The 18,298-nt window shown below is 70.0% G+C and carries 14 protein-coding genes; 5 read left to right on the top strand and 9 right to left on the bottom strand.

Translation table 11 applies throughout. The annotated features are described in order from the left end of the window. Positions 1–9: 9 nt before the first annotated feature. The 4 genes from ACE3QP_RS08035 to ACE3QP_RS08020 are packed head-to-tail and all read right to left on the bottom strand — an operon-like array spanning position 10 to position 5,140. Entirely contained in the window at positions 10–1,149 is a 1,140-nt protein-coding gene (locus ACE3QP_RS08035; RefSeq protein WP_374435018.1) for a YbdK family carboxylate-amine ligase, read from the bottom strand. Then, complete coding sequence (locus tag ACE3QP_RS08030) at positions 1,146–2,402, bottom strand: cation:proton antiporter (RefSeq protein WP_374435017.1); 1,257 nt, start codon at positions 2,400–2,402, stop codon at positions 1,146–1,148. The genes ACE3QP_RS08035 and ACE3QP_RS08030 overlap by 4 nt, the downstream gene beginning before the upstream one ends. A 12-nt stretch (positions 2,403–2,414) precedes the next feature. Beyond that, positions 2,415–3,647, bottom strand: a complete 1,233-nt coding sequence (locus tag ACE3QP_RS08025) for a S41 family peptidase (RefSeq protein ID WP_374435015.1) — start codon at positions 3,645–3,647, stop codon at positions 2,415–2,417. After that, entirely contained in the window at positions 3,647–5,140 is a 1,494-nt protein-coding gene (locus ACE3QP_RS08020) for a peptide MFS transporter (RefSeq protein ID WP_374435014.1), read from the bottom strand. Before ACE3QP_RS08020 ends, ACE3QP_RS08025 begins: the two co-directional genes overlap by 1 nt. Before the next feature lie 289 nt (positions 5,141–5,429). Here ACE3QP_RS08020 and ACE3QP_RS08015 point away from each other — a divergent pair, with 289 nt between their 5' ends. Together ACE3QP_RS08015 and ACE3QP_RS08010 are read left to right on the top strand one after the other, a co-directional pair. Further along, on the top strand, positions 5,430–6,365 hold the full coding sequence (locus ACE3QP_RS08015; RefSeq protein ID WP_374435012.1) for an ABC transporter ATP-binding protein: 936 nt from the start codon (positions 5,430–5,432) through the stop codon (positions 6,363–6,365). Between the two features lie 3 nt (positions 6,366–6,368). Then, complete coding sequence (locus ACE3QP_RS08010) at positions 6,369–7,661, top strand: ABC transporter permease (RefSeq protein ID WP_374435011.1); 1,293 nt, start codon at positions 6,369–6,371, stop codon at positions 7,659–7,661. Between the two features lies 1 nt (position 7,662). Here the strand turns inward: ACE3QP_RS08010 and ACE3QP_RS08005 are convergent, their stop codons facing one another. The 4 genes from ACE3QP_RS08005 to ACE3QP_RS07990 are packed head-to-tail and all read right to left on the bottom strand — an operon-like array spanning position 7,663 to position 12,951. Continuing rightward, positions 7,663–9,348 (bottom strand): ABC transporter ATP-binding protein/permease, encoded by a 1,686-nt coding sequence (locus tag ACE3QP_RS08005; RefSeq protein WP_374435009.1) that lies wholly within the window; start codon positions 9,346–9,348, stop codon positions 7,663–7,665. Continuing rightward, the gene (locus ACE3QP_RS08000; protein WP_374435008.1) at positions 9,348–11,069 is read right to left on the bottom strand and encodes a diguanylate cyclase domain-containing protein; all 1,722 of its coding nucleotides are present in this window, start codon (positions 11,067–11,069) and stop codon (positions 9,348–9,350) included. The genes ACE3QP_RS08005 and ACE3QP_RS08000 overlap by 1 nt, the downstream gene beginning before the upstream one ends. Continuing rightward, positions 11,066–12,124, bottom strand: a complete 1,059-nt coding sequence (locus ACE3QP_RS07995; protein ID WP_374435007.1) for a PotD/PotF family extracellular solute-binding protein — start codon at positions 12,122–12,124, stop codon at positions 11,066–11,068. The genes ACE3QP_RS08000 and ACE3QP_RS07995 overlap by 4 nt, the downstream gene beginning before the upstream one ends. A gap of 44 nt (positions 12,125–12,168) precedes the next feature. Next, positions 12,169–12,951 (bottom strand): exodeoxyribonuclease III, encoded by a 783-nt coding sequence (locus ACE3QP_RS07990; protein WP_374435006.1) that lies wholly within the window; start codon positions 12,949–12,951, stop codon positions 12,169–12,171. A 136-nt stretch (positions 12,952–13,087) separates the two neighbouring features. Here ACE3QP_RS07990 and ACE3QP_RS07985 point away from each other — a divergent pair, with 136 nt between their 5' ends. From ACE3QP_RS07985 to ACE3QP_RS07975, 3 genes are all read left to right on the top strand, one after another. After that, positions 13,088–15,325 carry a TonB-dependent receptor gene (locus ACE3QP_RS07985; protein ID WP_374435005.1) on the top strand — a complete coding sequence of 746 codons (2,238 nt, stop codon included), beginning with the start codon at positions 13,088–13,090 and terminating at the stop codon, positions 15,323–15,325. Between the two features lie 128 nt (positions 15,326–15,453). Further along, positions 15,454–16,113, top strand: coding sequence for an orotate phosphoribosyltransferase (gene pyrE, locus ACE3QP_RS07980; RefSeq protein ID WP_374435004.1), 660 nt, complete (start codon positions 15,454–15,456; stop codon positions 16,111–16,113). A 4-nt stretch (positions 16,114–16,117) separates the two neighbouring features. Further along, positions 16,118–16,840, top strand: coding sequence for a DUF4124 domain-containing protein (locus tag ACE3QP_RS07975; protein WP_374435003.1), 723 nt, complete (start codon positions 16,118–16,120; stop codon positions 16,838–16,840). 6 nt (positions 16,841–16,846) lie between these two features. Here the strand turns inward: ACE3QP_RS07975 and gatB are convergent, their stop codons facing one another. Then, complete coding sequence (gene gatB / locus ACE3QP_RS07970; RefSeq protein ID WP_374435002.1) at positions 16,847–18,298, bottom strand: Asp-tRNA(Asn)/Glu-tRNA(Gln) amidotransferase subunit GatB; 1,452 nt, start codon at positions 18,296–18,298, stop codon at positions 16,847–16,849.

Raw genomic sequence — 18,298 nt, 5'->3', positions numbered from 1 at the left:
GAACAGGCCCTAGGCGCCGGCAAAACGCTGCAGCGCCGCCTCCACCATGCCCTCGACGCTGCCGCTGCGCGCGCGCTGCTCGCGCAGCCACTGCGCGCCATTGCCCAGGTAGACGAGCTGCTGGATGTGCTCCAGCGCCGCCTCGCAGCCCAGCGCCTGGGCGTGCGGCTGCAGCAGGCGCAGGGTGCGCAGCACGTCTTCGCGCAGCGAGATCGGCTCGTAGCTCTTCGGGTGCACCAGCTGGCCGTCCAGGCCGAAGCGGCAGGCCTGGAAGCGGTTGTAGGTGTAGACGAGGTAGTCGTCCTCGACCGGCGGCGGCTCGCCACCATTCAGCAGGTGGCGGCACAGGGCCTGCAGGTAGCAGGCCAGGGCGGCGGCGGTGTCCACGTCCAGCGGGGTGTCGCACACACGCAGCTCGATGGTGCCGTACTCGGGCTTGGGCCGGATGTCCCAGTAGAAGTCCTTCATCGACTTGACGACCCCGGTGTGCGTCATCTTCTCGAAGTACTCCTGCTCGAACTGGCGCCAGCTCAGGATGAAGGGCGCGCGCCCGCTCAAGGGGAAGGCGAACACCGAGTTCAGGCGCGCCGAGTGGAACAAGGTGTCCTGCCCCTGCACGAAGGGCGAGCTGGCGGCCAGGGCGATGAACTGCGGCACATAGCGGCTCAAGCTGTGCAGCAGGAACAGTGCTTCATCGCCGCCACGGCAGCCCACATGCACATGCTGACCAAAGATGGTGAACTGCTGCGCCAGGTAGCCGTACAGGGCCGAGACCTGCTGGTAGCGCGCCTTCGGGTAGATGCGCTGCTCGCTCCAGCGCTGGAAGGGGTGGGTGCCGCCGCCGGCCAGACCGACGTTGAGCTTGCGCCCGGCCGCCAGCAGGGTGTCGCGGATGGCGCGCAGCTGCGCCAGCAGCTCGTCGTGGCGGGTGTGGATGCTGGTGGCCACCTCGATCATGCTGGTGGTGATCTCGGGCGTGACCTGGCCCGGGAAAGGGGCGCGCCCCAGCAGGTCCAGCATGTCGGTGCTGGCGGCCACCAGGTCCTGATCGCTCAAGGACAGCAGTTGCAGTTCCAACTCCACGCCCAGGCTGAGCGAGTCGGAATCGTGGAAGGGCAACAGGCCCGCGTCACTCGTGACTTCACTCATCGCGTCTCTCCGCCCCAGCGCAGCGCCAGCCGCGTGCACAGCGGCCCGGCCAGCTCCAGCACCAGGATGGCCGCGGCCAGCGGGGCCAGGCGGTCCAGCAGGTCGATCTGCAAATGGCGCGACTGCTCCAGCAGCAGCAGCGCGAAGGCCGACAGCGGCATCAGCCCGATGCCGGTGAGCGCGCCCTTGCGCGGCGTGGTGCCGCTGACATGGGCGAAGCCGGCCATCACCGCCGGCGTCACCAGCAGACGCGTGAGCACCAGCGCCAAGCCGAGCAGCAGGCCCTGGTGCACCTGGGCCAAGTCCAGCCGCGAGCCCAGGTAGACGAACAGGGTCAGCGTCAGCAAGTCCCCCAGCGGGCCGAAGCCGCGCGCGCTGCGCGCGAACACCACGCGGCGGTGGCGCGCGGTGAGGCCGAAGGCCAGCGCCGCCACGATGGGCGAGCCCTGCAGCAGATGGCTCAGGCCCACCAGGCCGATGACGGCCAGCGCGTAGGGCAGGGTGCTGTCGGGTGCCTGATCGGGCAGGCTGTCAAGGATTGAAGGGCCGCTCCCGAAATCCTTGACCCCCGCGGGGGGCGGCCGACCGATGGTCGGCCTGGGGGCGCTCAATATTGCCGGCATGGCCACACCGGCCAGCAGGCCCAGGCCGGCCGAGAGCAGCAGCGCCCAGCCGCCGGCAAAGGCCGCCTGCGCCAGGCTGCCCGAGCTTTGGTAGACGTGCACCGCCAGCACCGCCTTGAAGGCCAGCACGGCCAGCACGCAGCCCACCACGGCCACGTGGATGAGCCGCTCGGCAATCTGCCCGGCTGCGCGCTCCTCGTTCAGCACCCGCACCAGGGCCGCGGGCGAGCTGGCCATGCCCAGCGCGGCCAGCAGTGCGGCGCTGGCGGCATCGGCACCGAGCAGGCCGGCTACGGTGCCGATGGCCGCGAAACACAGCAGCGCGTCCACCAGCGCCGCCACGCCCAGCCAGGGGTTGTGGCGGAACCAGCGCAGGTTCACGCGGTAGCCGAACTCGAACAGCAGCAGGCCGAAGGCCGTGTAGGCCACCAGGTCCAGCCCTGGCGAGTGGGCCGGCAGCCAGCCCAGCTGGGCCGGCGCGGCCACCACGCCCACCAGCGCATAGGCGCTGATGCGTGGCAAGCCCAGCGTGCGGTGGGCGGTCTCCCCCAAGAGCCAGGCCAGCAGCAGCAGCGCGGGCCAAGCGAGGGTCGGCAGGGCGGCGAGAACGCCGGGATCGTCGAGCACCATGGCCCGAGCTTATTACCGGCTGACGCTGAGCTCCTGCTCGGCGGCCTCAAGACCCTCATCACGGCCGGCCCGCAGGGCCTCCAGCGTGCGTGCCACCACGCGGTCGGGCTGCAGGCCGATGCCTTCGAGCCGGCGGCCATCGGGCAGGGCCAGCGCGCGCTCGCTCACCGCCAGGCGGCCCCCGCCGGCCAGCTCCAGGTAGCGCTGGATGCCGAGCAGGCAGCCGCAGCTGGTCTCGCCCAGCACGCGGGCGCGGCCGGCATGCTGCAGCGCGCCGGCCAGCATCTCGGAGCCGCTGGCCGAGGCCGCGTCCACCAGCACGCGCAGCGGCCCGGCGTAGGCGCCCGGGCCACCGGCGCGGTGCAGTTGCACGCGCTGGCTGCCGCGCAGCCGCGTCAACTGCACCGTCTGGTTCTCGGGCAGCAGCTGGTCGAGCAGGCGGCGCGTCATGTCGAAATTGCCCCCGCCATTGCCGCGCAGGTCCAGCACCAGGCCGGTGAGCGGGGGCAGGTGGCGCAGGGTCTCCAGCAGCGCGCCCTGGATGCGGGTGTCGAAGCGGTTCCAGCGCAGCACGCCCACGCCGCTGGGGCGCTGCTCGAAGCTCCAGCGCGGCGGCAGGTCCTGCTCCACGCGCTCCAGTTCCATGTCGAGCGGCTGGCCGTCCAGGCCCTGCCAGCGCAGCTGCACGCGGCTGCCGGGCGGGCCGTCCAGCCACTGGCGCAGCGCCGTCAGCGCGCGCGCCTGGGGGGTGGAGCTCTGGCGCGTGCGCGCCAGGCGTTCGGCCCATTCGGCCTCGGCCGCGCGGCCCTGCCAGCTCAGCAGGCGCATGCCGGGGTGCAGCCCGGCGGCCGCGGCGGCACTGCCCGGCTGCACGCGCTCGGCCACCCATTGGCCTTCGATGTGCGCCAGTGTGAAGCCCAGCGTGGGCCCGCGGTCGGCCACGCGGCGGCGCTCGTCGCGCGGGCCTTCGACCCGGGTGTGCGCGTCGTGCCGCTCACCGGCCACGCGGTCCAGCGCCTGCCAGAAGGCTTCGGGGTCGGGCTGGTCCGGGGCCGCCAGCACCTCGGCACGGTGGCGCTCACGCGCCAGCGGCCAATCGGGTGGGGCGGGGTCCACATGGCGTTCGTCGATCGCCTGCCAGACCTGGTCCAGCAGGACGGCCCGCGTCGCGGCATCGCCGGGCGCGGGCGCGATGCCGGCGCAGCCCGCCAGCAGCAGCAGGGCGGCGCCGAGCAGGGCACGCATCACTTGGCGTGCATCGCCTTCTCAAGCGGGCGGCTGATCAGGGCCAGCAGCACGCCGGCGCCGATTGCGAAGGCGGCCAGGAAGGGGTAGAGCGCGAAGCCGCTGCCCTTCAGCAGTTCTTCCATCACACCGGCCAGGTAGTTGGCGGCAGCACTGGAAAGGAACCACACACCCATCAGCAGCGAGACCAGCTTGGCCGGCGCCACGCGCGACACCATCGACAGGCCCACCGGCGACAGCATCAGCTCGCCCAGGGTGTGGATGAAGAACACGATGGCCAGCCAGTGCATGCCGACCTTGATGCCGCTGTCGGCCATGCTCTGGGCCATCGCCATGACGACGAAGCCCAGGCCCAGCACCACCATGCCCAGCGCCTGCTTCATGGTGTCGCCCATGCGGTAGCGGCTCTGGTCCAGGCGCGTCCACAGCGCGGCGAACACCGGGGCCAGCGCCACGATGACGAGCGGGTTGATCGACTGGAACCAGGACGAGGGCACCTCGAAGCTGCCGACCATGCGGTTGGTGTTCTCGTCGGCGAACAGCGCCATCGTGCCGCCGGCCTGCTCGAAGCCGGTCCAGAAGGCGATCACGAAGATCATCACGATGACGATGCTGATCACGCGGCCCCATTCGGCGCGGTTCAGCGGTTCATGGCCCACGCTCTTGGCATCGGGCTTGACGATGCTCCAGATCGCACCGCCGATGACGCCGACGGCGATCAGCACCTGCGCCACGGTGGGCAGGCCGCCGTACACGGGGCCGACGAATTTCCAGGCCTGCAGCGCGCCGAACACGAAGGCGAAGCAGCCCGCGCTCCAGCCCAGGATCAGGCCGATGTCGCCCTTGCCGACCGGGCCCTGTTGCGGCATCAGGCCGGCCCGGCCCAGCAGCGGCTGCTGCCACAGGAACTGGCACAGACCCAGCAGCATGCCCACACCGGCGGCACCGAAGCCCCAGTGCCAGCCCAGCTTCTGACCGAGGGTGCCGGCCACCAGCGGCGCCAGGAAGGCGCCCAGGTTCACACCCATGTAGAAGATCGAGTAGCCGCCGGCACGACGCGGGTCGTCCTCGCCGTTGTACAGATGGCCGACCATGGCCGTGGTGTTGGGCTTGAAGAAGCCGTTGCCCACGATCAAGAGGCCCAGCGCCAGGTGCAGCAGGGGCTCGAAGGCCATGGCGAAGTGGCCCAGCATCATCACCGTGCCGCCGATCACCGCGGCGCGGCGCTGGCCCAGGTAGCGGTCGGCAAAGGCGCCGCCGATCAGCGGGGTCAGGTAGACCAGGCCGGTGTAGATGCCGTACAGCGCCAGCGCGTTGGCGCGCTCGTAGCCGAGGGCGTTGACGAGATACAGCACCAGCAGGGCGCGCATGCCGTAGTAGCTGAAGCGTTCCCACATCTCGGTGAAGAAGATCACCTTGATGCCGGGCGGCTGGCGGGTGTCGTGCGCGGTGTCGCTCGTGGCGGTACCGGCGGGCAGGGTGGCGGTGGACATGGAGGCTCCAAAAACAGGACTGCCCACGCCGGGTGGGCGGGGGCAGTGAAGGGCCCGATTTTCCAGGGCGCTTACGGGGAGTTCCCTGCGGGTCCACCCCAGGGGCCGCGCGCATTTCGGCCCGGCGCACGCGGTTTTCGGCACAGAACATGACTTTTGGCTGCACGCGGCGCAGCGCTTCGCCGCGCCCGGCGGCCGTTGGCGCCGCGCGGCCGCCGCTTATCGCAGCGCGGCGGCGCGGGCCGCGGCGAGCGCCGAAGCTGCAGCCTCCTCGCTTTCGGGAGCCCCCATGCAAGACGCGCTGCTGCAGGCCACCGCCCTGCGCAAACACTACGGCCCGCGGCCGGCCGTGGCCGACGTGAGCCTGGCCGTGCGCCGCGGCGAGCTGCTCGGCCTGCTGGGCCCCAACGGCGCGGGCAAGTCCACCACCGTGGCCATACTCTGCGGCCTGCTGCCGCCCGACGGCGGCGAGATCCGCCTGGGCGGGCAGGCCCTGCAGGCGGCGCCGGACGCTGCCAAGCGCCGCATCGGCCTGGTGCCGCAGGAGCTGGCCCTGTTCGAGACCCTGAGCGCACGCCGCAACGTGGAGCTGTTCGGCGCGCTCTACGGTCTGGACCGCGCCCGCCAGCGCCAGCGCGCGCAGGCGGTGCTGGCCCAGGTGGGCCTGCTGGAGCGCGCCGACGAGGCGCCGCGTGCCTTCAGCGGCGGCATGAAGCGCCGCCTGCACATCGCCTGTGCCCTGGTGCACGAGCCCGATCTGATCGTGCTGGACGAACCCACCGCGGGCGTGGACCCGCACAGCCGCAACGCCATCTTCGAGCTGCTGGAGAGCCTGAAGCGCGCCGGCAAGGCGCTGATCTACACCAGCCACTACATGGAGGAGGTGGAGCGCCTGGCGGATCGCATCGTCATCCTGGACCATGGTCGCGTGGTGGCCGAGGGCCAGCTGGCCGAGCTGCTGCAGCGCCTGGAAGGTGGCCTGGGCCTGGACATCGAGCTCGCGCAGGGCGAGCCCGACCTGGCTGCGCTGCAGACCCTGCCCGGTGTGCAGGGCCTGCGCCGCGAGGGCCCGCGCCTGCGCCTGGCCCTGGCGGACTGGCAGGCCGGCATTGCCGTGCTGCAGGCCCTGGCCGCGCAGGGCCTGCAGCCGGCGCGTTGGGCCAGCAGCCGCGTCACGCTGGAAGACCTGTTCCTGGCCCTCACCGGCCGTCAGCTGAGGGATTGACCCATGCATGCCTTGCTCGCCCTGGTCCAGAAGGACCTGCGGATCTTTCTGTCCGACCGCCGCGCCCTGCTGCTGACCCTGCTGGCGCCGATCCTCATCGCCGCCTTCTTCGGCAGCCTGTTCGGCGGCAGCGGCAGCGCCAAGAAGGCCGGCGTCGCGCTGGCCATCACCGATCTGGACCGCAGCCCGGCCAGCCAGGCCCTGGTGGCGGCGTTGCGCGCCGATGCCCATCTGAAGCTGCAGGAGCTCGACGCCGAGCCCGCCCAGGCTCTGGTGCGCGCCGGCAAGCTGGACGCCGCCGTGCAGCTGCCCGCCGGCTTTGGCCAGCAGGCCGGGCGCGCGCTGTTCGGCGCCGGGCCGCGGCCGGTGATCCTGCTGCACCACGACCCCTCCAAGGCCATGGGTCTGGCCGTGGTGCAGGGCCTGCTGGCCCAGCATGCGATGCGCAGCCTCAGCCAGGCCGCCTTCCAGGCCGACGGCCGCCTGATGGCCGATCTGCGCGGCCAGGTGCAGCACGCCCAGGGGCTGGCCGCGGCGGAGCAGCAGGAGCTGCTGGCCCTGTTCGACCAGGTGGCGCGCGTGCAGCGCGTGAGTGCGCCAGCCGCGGGTGCATCGGCCCCATCCGGTGTCTCGGGCGGCCTGCGCCAGCCCTTCGACACCGAGCTGGTGGCGGCGCAAGCGCCTCAGCAGGCCGGCTACAACGCCTACGCCCATTCCTTTGCCGGCATGGGCGTGCAGTTCATCCTGATGCTGGGCGTGGACATGGGCGTGGCCCTGCTGCTGCTGCGCCGGCAGGACCTGTGGAAGCGCCTGCGCGCCGCGCCGGTCTCGCGCACGGTGCTGCTGGGCAGCCGGCTGCTCAGCAGCGCGCTGATTGCGCTGGGTGTGTTCACGGTGCTGATGGCGGTGGCCATCGCGGTTTTTGGCGTGCGCGTGCAGGGCAGCTGGCTGGGCCTGGCCCTGGTGCTGCTGGGCTTCGCGCTCTTCACCGCCGCCTTCGGCCTGGCGGTGGCGGCGCTGGGCCGCACGCCCGAGGCCACACGCGGCCTGGCCATCGTGGCCACGCTGCTGCTGGTGATGCTGGGCGGCGCCTGGGTGCCGGCTTTCATGTTCCCGGATTGGCTGCAGCAGCTGACCCTGCTGGTGCCCACGCGCTGGGCCATCGACGGCCTGGACGCCATGACCTGGCGCGGCCTGGGCCTGGCCGAGGCCGCCCAGCAGGCCGGCCTGCTGAGTGCGGCGGCGCTGCTGATGGGGGGCCTGGCCTGGTGGCGCTTCGAGTGGGCCGAGGCGTGAGCTACAGCGCGTTCAGCGTCCAGCCGCCCCCGCCGCTCAGGCACAGCTCCTGGCGGTGGAAGGCGCGCAGCGCCGGGTGGTGGCTGACGCTGATGGGCGTGATGGAGAGCGGCGCCAGCAGCTCGTAGAGCCGGCGCTCGTTGTCGGCGTCGAGCGCGCTGGTGGCTTCGTCCAGCAGCAGGTAGCGCGGGCGGGCCAGCAGCGCGCGCACAAAGGCCAGGCGCTGCTGCTCGCCGATGGAGAGCAGCTTGCCCCAGTCGCGATCGGCATCCAGGCCGCCGAAGCGCGTGGCCAGGTCCGCCAGGTTCACGCGCTCCAGCCAGTGCTGCAGCTCGGCGTCGGAGACGGCGCGCTCGGGATGCGGGTAGAGCAGCTGTTCGCGCAGCGGCCCCAGCGGCAGGTAGGGCTGCTGGGGCAGGAACAGCATGTCGGGTGCGGCGGGGCGCTGCACGCAGCCGCTGCCCTCGTCCCACAGCCCCGCGAGCACGCGCAGCAGCGAGCTCTTGCCCGTGCCGCTGGCGCCGCTGATCAGCAGGCCCTGGCCGGGCGGCACGTGCAGGCTCAGACCCTGCAGCAGGCATTGCGCGCGCCCCGGCGTGTAGACGCTCAGGTCCTGTAGCGCGAGCTCATGCGCGGCCTCGCTGCGGATGCCGTCCACCGCGTGCGGGCGCTCCAGCTGCTGCTGGAAGGCGTGCAGGCGGGCGATGCCGGCCGAGAAGCGGCTCAGGCCCTCGAAGTGCTCGACGATCAGCGTCAGCGCGCTGAGGATGGCGCCGAAGGCCCCGGCCGCCTGCACCGCATGGCCCACTTCCAAGCGGCCCTCCAGCACATCGCGCGCGATCACCATGCTGGGCAGCACCAGGGTCAGGAAGCTGTGCGCGTACTGGAACAGGTTGAGCTTGAGCTGCCAGCGCAGCACCCGGCGGTAGTTGGCGTAGGCGGCGTCAAAGAGGCGCTGCAGGGTGCCGCGCTCGTGCGCCTCGCCGCCGTGCAGGGCCACGGGCTCGGCGTGTTCGCGCAGGCGCACCAGGCCGAAGCGGAAGTCGGCCTCGCGCTGCAACTGGGCGAAGTTCAGCGGCACCAGGTGGCGACCGAACACGCGCGCCGTGAAGAAGGTGCTGATGAGCGCGTAGATGCACAGGATGTAGATCAGCAGCGGCGAGATGCCCCAGAGCACGCTGGCAAAGGCGGCCATCTGCACCAGCGCCCCCAGCACGATCATCGAGAAGTAGAGCGACTGGCTGGTGAAGCTGTTGATGTCCTCGGCAATGCGCTGGTCGGGGTTGTCCAGCGTGCCATCGGCGTTCAGGTGGTAGTACGCGCGGCCCTCGAAGTAGCGCCCCAGGAAGCGCACCGTCAGCCAGCGCCGCCAGCGCAGGCCCAGGGTGTCGCGCACGAAGTAGTACAGCGCGTAGATGGGTACCGCGGCCAGCAGGATCCAGACGAAGCGCTCGATCGAGGACCAGAAGCGCGCGCCGTCGCGCGCTGCCAGCGCCGAGGTGAACTCGCCCGTCTCCTGGTTGAACAGCACGTTGAAGCCGGTCTGCCCCAGCAGCAGCAGCATCAGCAGCGCCAGCAGGCCGAAGGCGCGCCAGCGTTCCTCTGCATCGCGCCAGTAGGGCTGAGCGATGCGCAGGAACTGCCGCGCCAGCTGGGAGTTGAAGCCCGGGGCGGCCGGCCGTTCCATCAGCTGCGCGCGAAGCGGGCCTGGTGCCGGCCCTCGGTCTTGGCCTGGTACATGGCCTGGTCGGCCGCGGCCAGCAGCTCGCTCGCTGTGGGTCCGTCATGCGGGAAGCGGGCGATGCCGATGCTGCCGCCGCACACCAGCTGCTGGCCCTGGAAGGGCACCGGCTCGCTCAGCGCCGCCAGCACCTTCTGCGCCACGCCGTGCAGCGCGCCGTCGTCGGCCGCGCCCTGCTCGATCAGCAGCACGAACTCGTCGCCGCCGAGCCGGGCCACGGTGTCCGATTCGCGCACCAGGTGCTGCAGGCGCTGGGCCAGACCTTGCAGCAGGGCGTCGCCGGCGGCGTGGCCGAAGCGGTCGTTGATGGGCTTGAAGTGGTCCAGATCGATGTAGAGCAGGGCCAGCCGGCCCTGGCTGCGGCGCGCCTGCGCCAGCGCGTGCTCCAGCCGGTCCAGGAAGGCGCGGCGGTTCAGCAGGCCGGTCAGGCTGTCGTGGCTGGCCAGGCGGTCCATCTCGGCCTGCTTGAGCTGCAGGGTCTCGAACTGCTGGTGGATCTGGCGCTGCATGTCGTGCACGCTGCGCGCCAGCACGCCCAGCTCGTCGTTGCGCGTGCTGGGCAGCTCGTTGACGAGTGGCGCCTGGGCCGAGAAGCCGCGCACCGAGCGCACGATCTGCCCGATCGGCCGGCTCAGCGCGCGCGCCAGCAGCACCGCCAGCAGCAGGGCCAGCGCACTGAAGCCCAGCACGATGCGCACATTCACGCGGCCCAGGCGCTCGCCCTCGGCCAGCACCTGGTCCATGGGCTGGGCCAGGCCGACGATGAAGTCTTCCTCGATCGCCAGATCACCGCGCGGCTGCCGCACGAAGGCCGCCACCTGGCCGCTGCGCCCGCCCACATGGGTCACCAGCTCGGTCTTGCGCTGCGGCGGCTCGGCCAGCAGGGCGTTGGCGGCCGGGAAGTCCTCCGGCACGCGCGCCTGCTGGCCGCGGTCGAAGGCGAAGGCCTTGGCCTTGTCCGGGTGGATCAGGTAGTCCCCCTCGCCGTTCATCAGGTAGAGCTGCAGCCCGGCCGGCAGATCGGCTGCCAGCTGCCGGAACAGGCCTTCGAGGTCGACGTTGACGACGATCACGCCGCGCACCTGCTGCTGGGCGTCGAGCACCGGTGCGGCCATCTGCAGCACCGGCTTTTCCGAGCCCATGTGGGCGCCCACCTCGTGGTTGATGCTGGCGCGCGAGACGTACACCGAACCCCGAGGCAGGCGGATGGTTTCGTACACATAGGGCGTATGGCCCTTTTCCTGCAGCTCGGCATCGGGCACGCGGCGCACGCCGTCGCGCAGGCGGTCCACCCGCACCACTTCCTGGCCATAGGTGTCGGTGTCGATCAGGCGCATCTGGAAGTACTGCGGGTGCGTCAGCAGCATGCGCTCGAACAGGATGGCGGTGTTGCGCGCGGTGCGCTCCTGCAGCTGTGGGTCGCTGCGCAGCAGCAGCTGGGCGGCCACCGGGTGCTCGGCGAACAACAGCACGTCGCGCGCCACATTGCCCAGCTCCAGCGTGAGCTGCCGGGCCAGCACGCGGGTGGCGGTGAGCAGCCGCTCCTCGGCGGCGTCCAGCAGCATCTGCCGGCTGGCCGAGTAGCCGTAATAGCCGGTCAGGCCCGCGGCCAGCACGCCCGTGATGGCGATCACCGCGCCAAAGCGCGCCGCGAGCCCGAGCCTCATGGCGAAAGCACGCGCTCGGCCCGATCGCCCGAGCGGATGCGCGCCCACAGCGCTTCGCGCCGCGCCACGTCCTCCACCGGTTCCAGCCAGATCAGCTTGGCCGCCCCCGGGCTGCCGATCGATTCGCTCACGGTGTTGGCCAGACCCTGGCGCTGCACCAGCAGCTGGCTGGCCTGATCACCCAGCACATGGTCGATCCAGGCATGGGCCAGCGCCGTCTCGCGGCCTTGCCGCGTCAGCGCCCAGCAGTCCAGCCAGGCCAGCGCGCCTTCGCGCGGGATGGCATAGCCCACGTTGGCGCCGGCCTGGCGCAGCAGCTGCAGCTGCTGGGTCCCGTAGTTGGCGAACATCAGCGCCGCGCCATGGCGCTGGAACAGGCGCACCGATTCCTCGGGCTGGCTGTAGAAGCCCAGCACATTGCGGCGTAGGGCGATCAGGCGTTCGACGGCGCGCGGCCAATCGCCGGTCTGCAGACGAAAGGGGGCGGGCAGGCCCAGGGTCTGCGCCGCCAGCGTGAAGTTGTGGCTGCCGCCGTTGTAGGCCAGCACCTTGCCGCGCCAGCGCGGCTCCCAGAGCGCATGGATCGAAGTCGGCGCCTCCGACAGGCGGCGACGGTCGTAGATCAGGCCCATCTCCGCATAGGTGTAGGGCACGCCGTAGAGCTCGGTCTTGCCGCCCTGCTTGAGCTCCAGCCCGGGGATGCGGCTGCGGCGCTGGAAGCGCGGCAGCTGGCGCCCCAGGGCGGGGATGCGCGCGGGCTCCAGCGCGCGCAGCAGCCCAGCTTGCTGGGCGCGGCGCAGCTCCACGGTGTTGAGCGCCAGCACGTCGAAGTCGGCGCCCTCCCGCTGGCGCAAGCGCAGCCACAGGGCCTCGTCGGTGTCGATCAGCGTGAGCTCAACGCGCGCGCCGTGCCGCTGCTCGAAGGCCTGCACCACTTCGGGTTCGGCATAGCCCGGCCAGGCCAGCACGCGCAGCACGGCCGGGGCCGCTGAGGCGGGTTGCTGGCGAGCGGCCAGCAGGCTGGCACAGACAAGTGGCAGGGCGCGTCGCTGCATGGATCGATATTAGGGGTCGCGCCGGCAGGCTGACCCGAGTTGGATCAAAGCTCAAAGTCGTAATCGATGATCAGCGGCGCGTGGTCCGAGAAGCGCGGCTCCAGATGAATCTTTTCCTTCTTCGCCAGCGCTGCCAGGCCGGGAGTGGCGATCTGGTAATCCAGCCGCCAGCCCACGTTCTTGGCCCAGGCCTGGCCACGCTGGCTCCACCAGGTGTATTGCTCCTCTTTCTGGTTCAGCGTGCGGAACGCGTCCACCAGGCCCGCTGCGCCGAAGAGCTGGTCCAGCCAGGCGCGTTCCTCGGGCAGGAAGCCGCTGTTCTTCAGATTGCCCTTCCAGTTCTTCAGGTCGATCTCCTTGTGCGCGATGTTGATGTCGCCCACCAGGATGAACTCGCGCTCGGCCTTCAGTGCGGCCAGGTGCGGCGCCATCTCGGCCAGGAAGCGGAACTTGGCGGCCTGGCGCTCTTCGCCGCTGCTGCCGCTGGGGAAGTAGCAGGAGATCAGGCTGAGCTTGCGGCCGGGCTTGTCGAAGCGGGTCTCGACCCAGCGACCCTCCAGATCGAACTCGGCCGAGCCGTAGCCGATGCGCACGTCCGAGGGCTCGTGGTGGATGTACATCCCGACGCCCGAGTAGCCCTTCTTCTGGGCGTAGTGGAAATGGCCCTGCAGGCGGCCGCAGCGGTCGAACTGCCCCGTCACCACATCGCCCTGGGCCTTGACCTCCTGCACGCCGACGGCATCGGCGCGCTGGTGGCTCAGCCAGTCGAAGAAGCCCTTGGTGGCGGCCGAGCGGATGCCGTTCAGGTTGGCGGTGATGAGGCGCATGGGGAGACGGTCAAAAGGGGGTCGCGGAGTATCGCGTCGGCGCCTCAGCTGACGCATTGCCGCAACAGGACGCGGCTCCGCCCCGGGCCAGCGGCAAGATGGGCGGCTTCGCAGTCCCTCCAACAAAGAGTTCGCCATGCCCTACCTTCCTCTGCGTCCCACCCTGCTCAGCTTGGCCCTGGCCGCCGCCCTGCCCGCCATTGCCCAGGTGCAGGAAGAAGAGAAGCGCGACAAGAGCCAGCTGGAAACTGTGGTCATCACCGCCGAGCGCCGGGTCGAGAACATCAAGGACGTGCCCAACGCCGTCTCCAAGCTCAGCGGCGAGAAGCTCGACGTGCTCTCCGCCGGCGGCCAGGACGTGCGCTTTCTCTCCGGCCGCGTGCCCAGCCTGAACATCGAATCGAGCTTCGGCCGCGCCTTCCCGCGCTTCTACATCCGCGGCTACGGCAACACCGATTTCCGCCTGAACGCTTCGCAGCCGGTGTCGGTGATCTATGACGACGTGATCCAGGAGAACCCCATCCTCAAGGGCTTCCCGGTGTTCGACCAGGCCAACGTCGAAGTGGTGGCCGGCCCGCAGGGCACGCTGTTCGGCCGCAACACGCCGGCCGGCGTGGTGAAGTTCGAGTCCGTCAAGCCCAGCCAGAAGCAGAACGGCTACGCCAGCATCAGCGCCGGCAGCCAGGGCATGGTGAACCTGGAAGGCGCCTTCAACCTGCCGCTGGGCGGCGATTGGGCGGCGCGCTTCTCGGGCCAGACCCAGCACCGCAAGGACTGGGTGAAGAACACCCTGCCCGGCGCGGTGACGCCCAAGACCGAGGGCTACACCGACACCGGCCTGCGCATCCAGGCCCTGTACGAGCCACACAAGGAATTCAGCGCGCTCTTCAACGTGCACCACCGCGACCTGAACGGCAGCCCGCGCCTGTTCCGCGCCAACATCATCAAGCCCGGCACCAACGACCTGGTGGACGGCTTCGACCCCAAGCGCGTGTCGATCGACGGCATCAACGAGCAGCAGATCACCCAGACCGGCGCGAGCGCGCGCTTGAAGTGGTCGCTGCCCGGGCTGAACATCTACTCGATCACCGGCTGGGAGACGGTGGAGCCGTTCTCGCGCGGTGACATCGACGGCGGCTACGGCGCCGTGTTCGCCCAGCCCATGGGCCCGGGCTTCATTCCTTTCCCGGTCGAGACCTCGGACGGCCTGCGCGACCACCGCCAGCTCTCCCAGGAAGTGCGCCTCGAATCCAAGGACGGCGGCCCGCTGCGCTGGCAGGGCGGTGTCTACCTGTTCGATGAGCAGTACACGATCGAATCGATCGACTACAACGCCTTCACGCACCAGCCCAGCACCACCACGCTGACGCGCCAGACCAACAAGGCCGCGGCCCTGTTCGGCGCCGTCAACTACGACCTCACGCGCGACCTCAAGATGCGCGCCGGCCTGCGCTACACGAAGGACGAGAAGGACCTGAGCACCACCGGGCCGGTGAACACCAGCGCAGGCACCAGCGCCGCCACCAGCGACAGCAAGTGGAGCTGGGATCTTTCCGCCACCTATTCGCTCGACAAGGCGGTCAACCTCTACACCCGCTACGCCACGGGCTTCCGTGCCAGCTCCATGCAGCCGGCCTCGGCCTTCGGCCCGCAGAGCCAGGCCAAGCCCGAGGACGTCAAGTCGATCGAGTTCGGCGTCAAGGGAGACTTCTGGAACCGCAAGGCACGCCTGTCGGCCTCGGTCTTCAATTACGAGGTCAAGAACCAGCAGCTCACCGCGGTGGGCGGCGGCGCCAACTTCAACCGCCTGATCAATGCCGCCAAGTCGACCGGCAATGGCTTCGAGCTCAACCTCGACCTGCTACCGCACCCGGACGTGCTGCTGACCGCTGGCGTTTCGCTGAACAACACCAAGTTCAAGGACGCCAATCTGGCTGCCGAGGCCTGCGGTTCGGGCTGCACGGTGCTGGATCGCATCCTGGTGCCGGCCAACCCCGCGGCCTTCAAGTTCGCCCCCACGGTGGACCTGAACGGCAACCCGATGCCGCAGGCACCGAAATGGACTGTCAACTTCACGGCGCGCTGGAGCATCCCGCTGGCCAATGGCGACGAGGTCTACCTCTACACCGATTGGGCCTACCGCTCCAAGGTCAACTTCTTCCTCTACGACGCTGCCGAGTACACCGGCAAGGCGTTGACCGAGGGCGGCCTGCGCGTCGGCTATCTGTGGGGCAATGGCCAGTACGAGGTGGCCGGTTTCGTGCGCAACATCACCAACCAGATCCGCGTCACCGGGGGCATCGACTTCAACAACCTGACCGGCTTCGTCAACGAGCCCCGCACCTACGGGCTGGCCTTTAAGGCGATGTTCTGATCCTGCCCACCCGCCGCCCCCCGGTTCCTTCGTGAACCGTGAAGCTGACAACGCCGCGCGTTTGCGCGGCGTTGTTCCTTCTGGCATTCCCTCGGGCGCGGCCCTGGCCGCTGCCTAGAATCGTTCCGATGGCCCACGATCGCACTGCCCAAGACTTTGTCGCCTTCGCCGTTCAGGCCGGCGTGCTGCGCTTTGGCGAATTCAAGACCAAGGCGGGGCGACTCAGTCCCTACTTCTTCAATGCCGGCCTGTTTGACGACGGCGCCAAGATCGGCCATCTGGCCCAGGCCTACGCGCAGCGCCTGTTGCCCCATGTGGGCGAATTCGACGTCATCTTCGGCCCGGCCTACAAGGGCATCACCCTGGCCGCGGCCCTGGCCATTGAACTGGCGCGCCTGGGGCACAACAAGCCCTTCGCCTACAACCGCAAGGAAGCCAAGGACCATGGCGAGGGCGGCACCCTGGTGGGCGCGCCGCTCAAGGGGCGGGTGCTGATCGTCGACGACGTCATCAGTGCCGGCACCTCGGTGCGCGAATCGATCCAGCTGATCCGCGCTGCCGGCGCCACGCCGGCCGGCGTGGCCATCGCCCTGGATCGGCAGGAAAAGGCGGCCGAGAACGGCGTCGACTTGCCGCACTCCGCCGTGCAGTGGGTGCAGCGCGAGTTGGGTCTGCCGGTCTGGGCGATTGCCGGCCTGGCGGATCTGCTCGACTTCCTGCGCGACGACCCGGCCCTGGCCGAGCACGCCCAGCGCGTGCAGGCCTATCGTGAGCGTTACGGAGTCTGAGGCCGTGCGCCGCCTGCTGCCTTGCATCCTGTGGCTGACTTGGGTGGGCGTGCAGGCGCAGGTGCCGGGCGCCAAGATTTACAGCTGTGTCACGGCCGACGGACGGCGCCTGACCTCGGATCGGCCGATCCCGGAGTGCAAGGGCACGGAGCAGTTCGTGCACCGCAACGACGGCAGCGTGCGCGCCAAGCTGCCGCCGGCGCAGTCGCCCGAGGAACGGGCGGCCGAAGAACTGCGCCAGCGTGAGCAAGCGGCCCAGCGTGCCGCACTGGCCGATGCGGCGCGGCATGACCGCAACCTGCTGACGCGCTTTCGCAACCGTGCGCAGCATGATTTGGCGCGCAGCGCGGCGCTGGACGATCTGGTCAAGGCCACTGAGGTCAGCGTGAAGCGGCTCAGCGATCTCGCCAAGGAGCGCAAAGGGCTGGACGAAGAGGCGGAGTTCTACAAGGGCAAGACGCTACCGGCCAAGTTGAAGCAGCAGTTTGATGTCAATGAGGCGACCACCGAGGCGCAGCGCCACTTCATCGCGCAGCAGAACGCCGAGAAGGTGCGCGTCAACATCCGCTACGACATGGAGCTGGCGCGCCTGAAGAAGCTCTGGGCCGGCGCGGCCCCGGGTTCGCTGGGGCCACCGCCGAACGCTCGCGACGTGGAGGCGGCCGTGAATGCGGCCTTGGCCGCGAGCGCACCTCCCGCCGGCTCGGCGCCGGCGAGCGGGCGCTGAGCCCGTTCAGCCGAGCTTCTTCTTCAGCAGCTCGTTCACCAGGCCGGGGTTGGCCTTGCCCTTGGTGGCCTTCATGGCCTGGCCGACCAGGGCATTGAAGGCCTTGTCCTTGCCGGCGCGGAATTCCTCTACCGATTTGGCATTGGCGGCCAGCACCTCGTCGAGGATGCGCTCGAGCTCGCCGGTGTCGCTCATCTGGTTCAGGCCCTTGGCCTCAATGACGGCATCCACGTCGGTGGATTCACCCGCCCAAAGGGCTTCGAACACTTGGCGTGCGGCGTTGTTGCTGATCGTCCCGTCGCTGATGCGGGCGATCAGCTGCGCCAGCAGGGTGGGGCCCACCGGCGCGGCCTCGATGCCCTTCTCCTCCGCGTTCAGGCGGCGCGAGATCTCGCCCATCACCCAGTTGGCCACCAGCTTGGGCGCAGCGCCCGCAGCCTTGGCGGCCTCGTAGTAGCGCGCCACGGGCAGGCTGGCGGTCATCATCTGGGCGTCGTAGGCGGGCAGGCCGTCCTGGCTTGCGAAGCGCGCTGCCATCACCGCCGGCAGCTCGGGCAGCTCGGCCTTCACGCGCTCGACCCAGTCGGCGCCGATCAGCAGCGGCGGCAGGTCGGGGTCGGGGAAGTAGCGGTAGTCGGCCGCGTCTTCCTTGCTGCGCATCGCGCGCGTCTCACCGGTGTCGGGGTTGAACAGCACGGTGGCCTGCTGGATTTCCAGACCGTCCTCGATCTGGTCGATCTGCCAGTTCACCTCGTAGTTCACCGCCTGGATCAGGAACTTGAAGCTGTTCAGGTTCTTGATCTCGCGGCGCGTGCCAAAGGGCGCCCCGGGCTTGCGCACCGAGACGTTGACGTCACAGCGGAATGAGCCCTCCTGCATGTTGCCGTCGCAGATGCCCAGCCACATCACCAGCGCGTGCAGGGTCCGGGCGTACTCGCAGGCCTCCTCGGCACTGCGCATCTCGGGCTCCGAGACGATCTCCAGCAGCGGCGTGCCGGCGCGGTTCAGGTCGATGCCGCTCTGGCCGTGGTAGTCCTCGTGCAGGCTCTTGCCCGCGTCCTCTTCCAGGTGGGCACGGGTCAGGTTGACCACATGCTCCTTCTCGCCCACGAGGAAGCGCACCTGACCGCCCTGCACCACCGGGATCTCGTATTGGCTGATCTGGTAGCCCTTGGGCAGGTCCGGGTAGAAGTAGTTCTTGCGCGCAAAGATGGACAGCGGCGCGATGTGTGCGCCCACCGCCAGGCCGAAGCGGATCGCGCGTTCCACCGCGCCGCGGTTCAGCACCGGCAGCGTGCCGGGCAGGGCCAGGTCCACGGCCGAGGCCTGGGTGTTGGGGGCGGCGCCGAAGGCGGTGGAAGAGCCGCTGAAGATCTTCGAGGCGGTGCTCAGCTGGACGTGGTTTTCCAGGCCGATCACGACCTCGTAGCCGCGCACGAGTTTGGATGTCGTCGTCAT

The sequence above is a fragment of the Inhella sp. genome (assembly GCF_041912635.1).
Lineage (GTDB): Bacteria > Pseudomonadota > Gammaproteobacteria > Burkholderiales > Burkholderiaceae_C > Inhella.
The sequence above is the reverse complement of the archived record's forward strand: the minus strand, read 5'-3'. Positions and strand labels throughout refer to the sequence as shown.

Coding starts and splice junctions, on each gene's coding strand:
- ACE3QP_RS08005 (WP_374435009.1), bottom strand. CDS start 9,348: ATGGAACGGCCGGCCGCCCCGGGCTTCAACTCCCAGCTGGCGCGGCAG.
- ACE3QP_RS08000 (WP_374435008.1), bottom strand. CDS start 11,069: ATGAGGCTCGGGCTCGCGGCGCGCTTTGGCGCGGTGATCGCCATCACG.
- ACE3QP_RS07990 (WP_374435006.1), bottom strand. CDS start 12,951: ATGCGCCTCATCACCGCCAACCTGAACGGCATCCGCTCGGCCGCCACC.
- ACE3QP_RS07985 (WP_374435005.1), top strand. CDS start 13,088: ATGCCCTACCTTCCTCTGCGTCCCACCCTGCTCAGCTTGGCCCTGGCC.
- ACE3QP_RS08015 (WP_374435012.1), top strand. CDS start 5,430: ATGCAAGACGCGCTGCTGCAGGCCACCGCCCTGCGCAAACACTACGGC.
- ACE3QP_RS08025 (WP_374435015.1), bottom strand. CDS start 3,647: ATGCGTGCCCTGCTCGGCGCCGCCCTGCTGCTGCTGGCGGGCTGCGCC.
- pyrE (WP_374435004.1), top strand. CDS start 15,454: ATGGCCCACGATCGCACTGCCCAAGACTTTGTCGCCTTCGCCGTTCAG.
- ACE3QP_RS08030 (WP_374435017.1), bottom strand. CDS start 2,402: ATGGTGCTCGACGATCCCGGCGTTCTCGCCGCCCTGCCGACCCTCGCT.
- gatB (WP_374435002.1), bottom strand. CDS start 18,298: ATGACGACGACATCCAAACTCGTGCGCGGCTACGAGGTCGTGATCGGC.
- ACE3QP_RS08020 (WP_374435014.1), bottom strand. CDS start 5,140: ATGTCCACCGCCACCCTGCCCGCCGGTACCGCCACGAGCGACACCGCG.
- ACE3QP_RS08035 (WP_374435018.1), bottom strand. CDS start 1,149: ATGAGTGAAGTCACGAGTGACGCGGGCCTGTTGCCCTTCCACGATTCC.
- ACE3QP_RS07995 (WP_374435007.1), bottom strand. CDS start 12,124: ATGCAGCGACGCGCCCTGCCACTTGTCTGTGCCAGCCTGCTGGCCGCT.
- ACE3QP_RS08010 (WP_374435011.1), top strand. CDS start 6,369: ATGCATGCCTTGCTCGCCCTGGTCCAGAAGGACCTGCGGATCTTTCTG.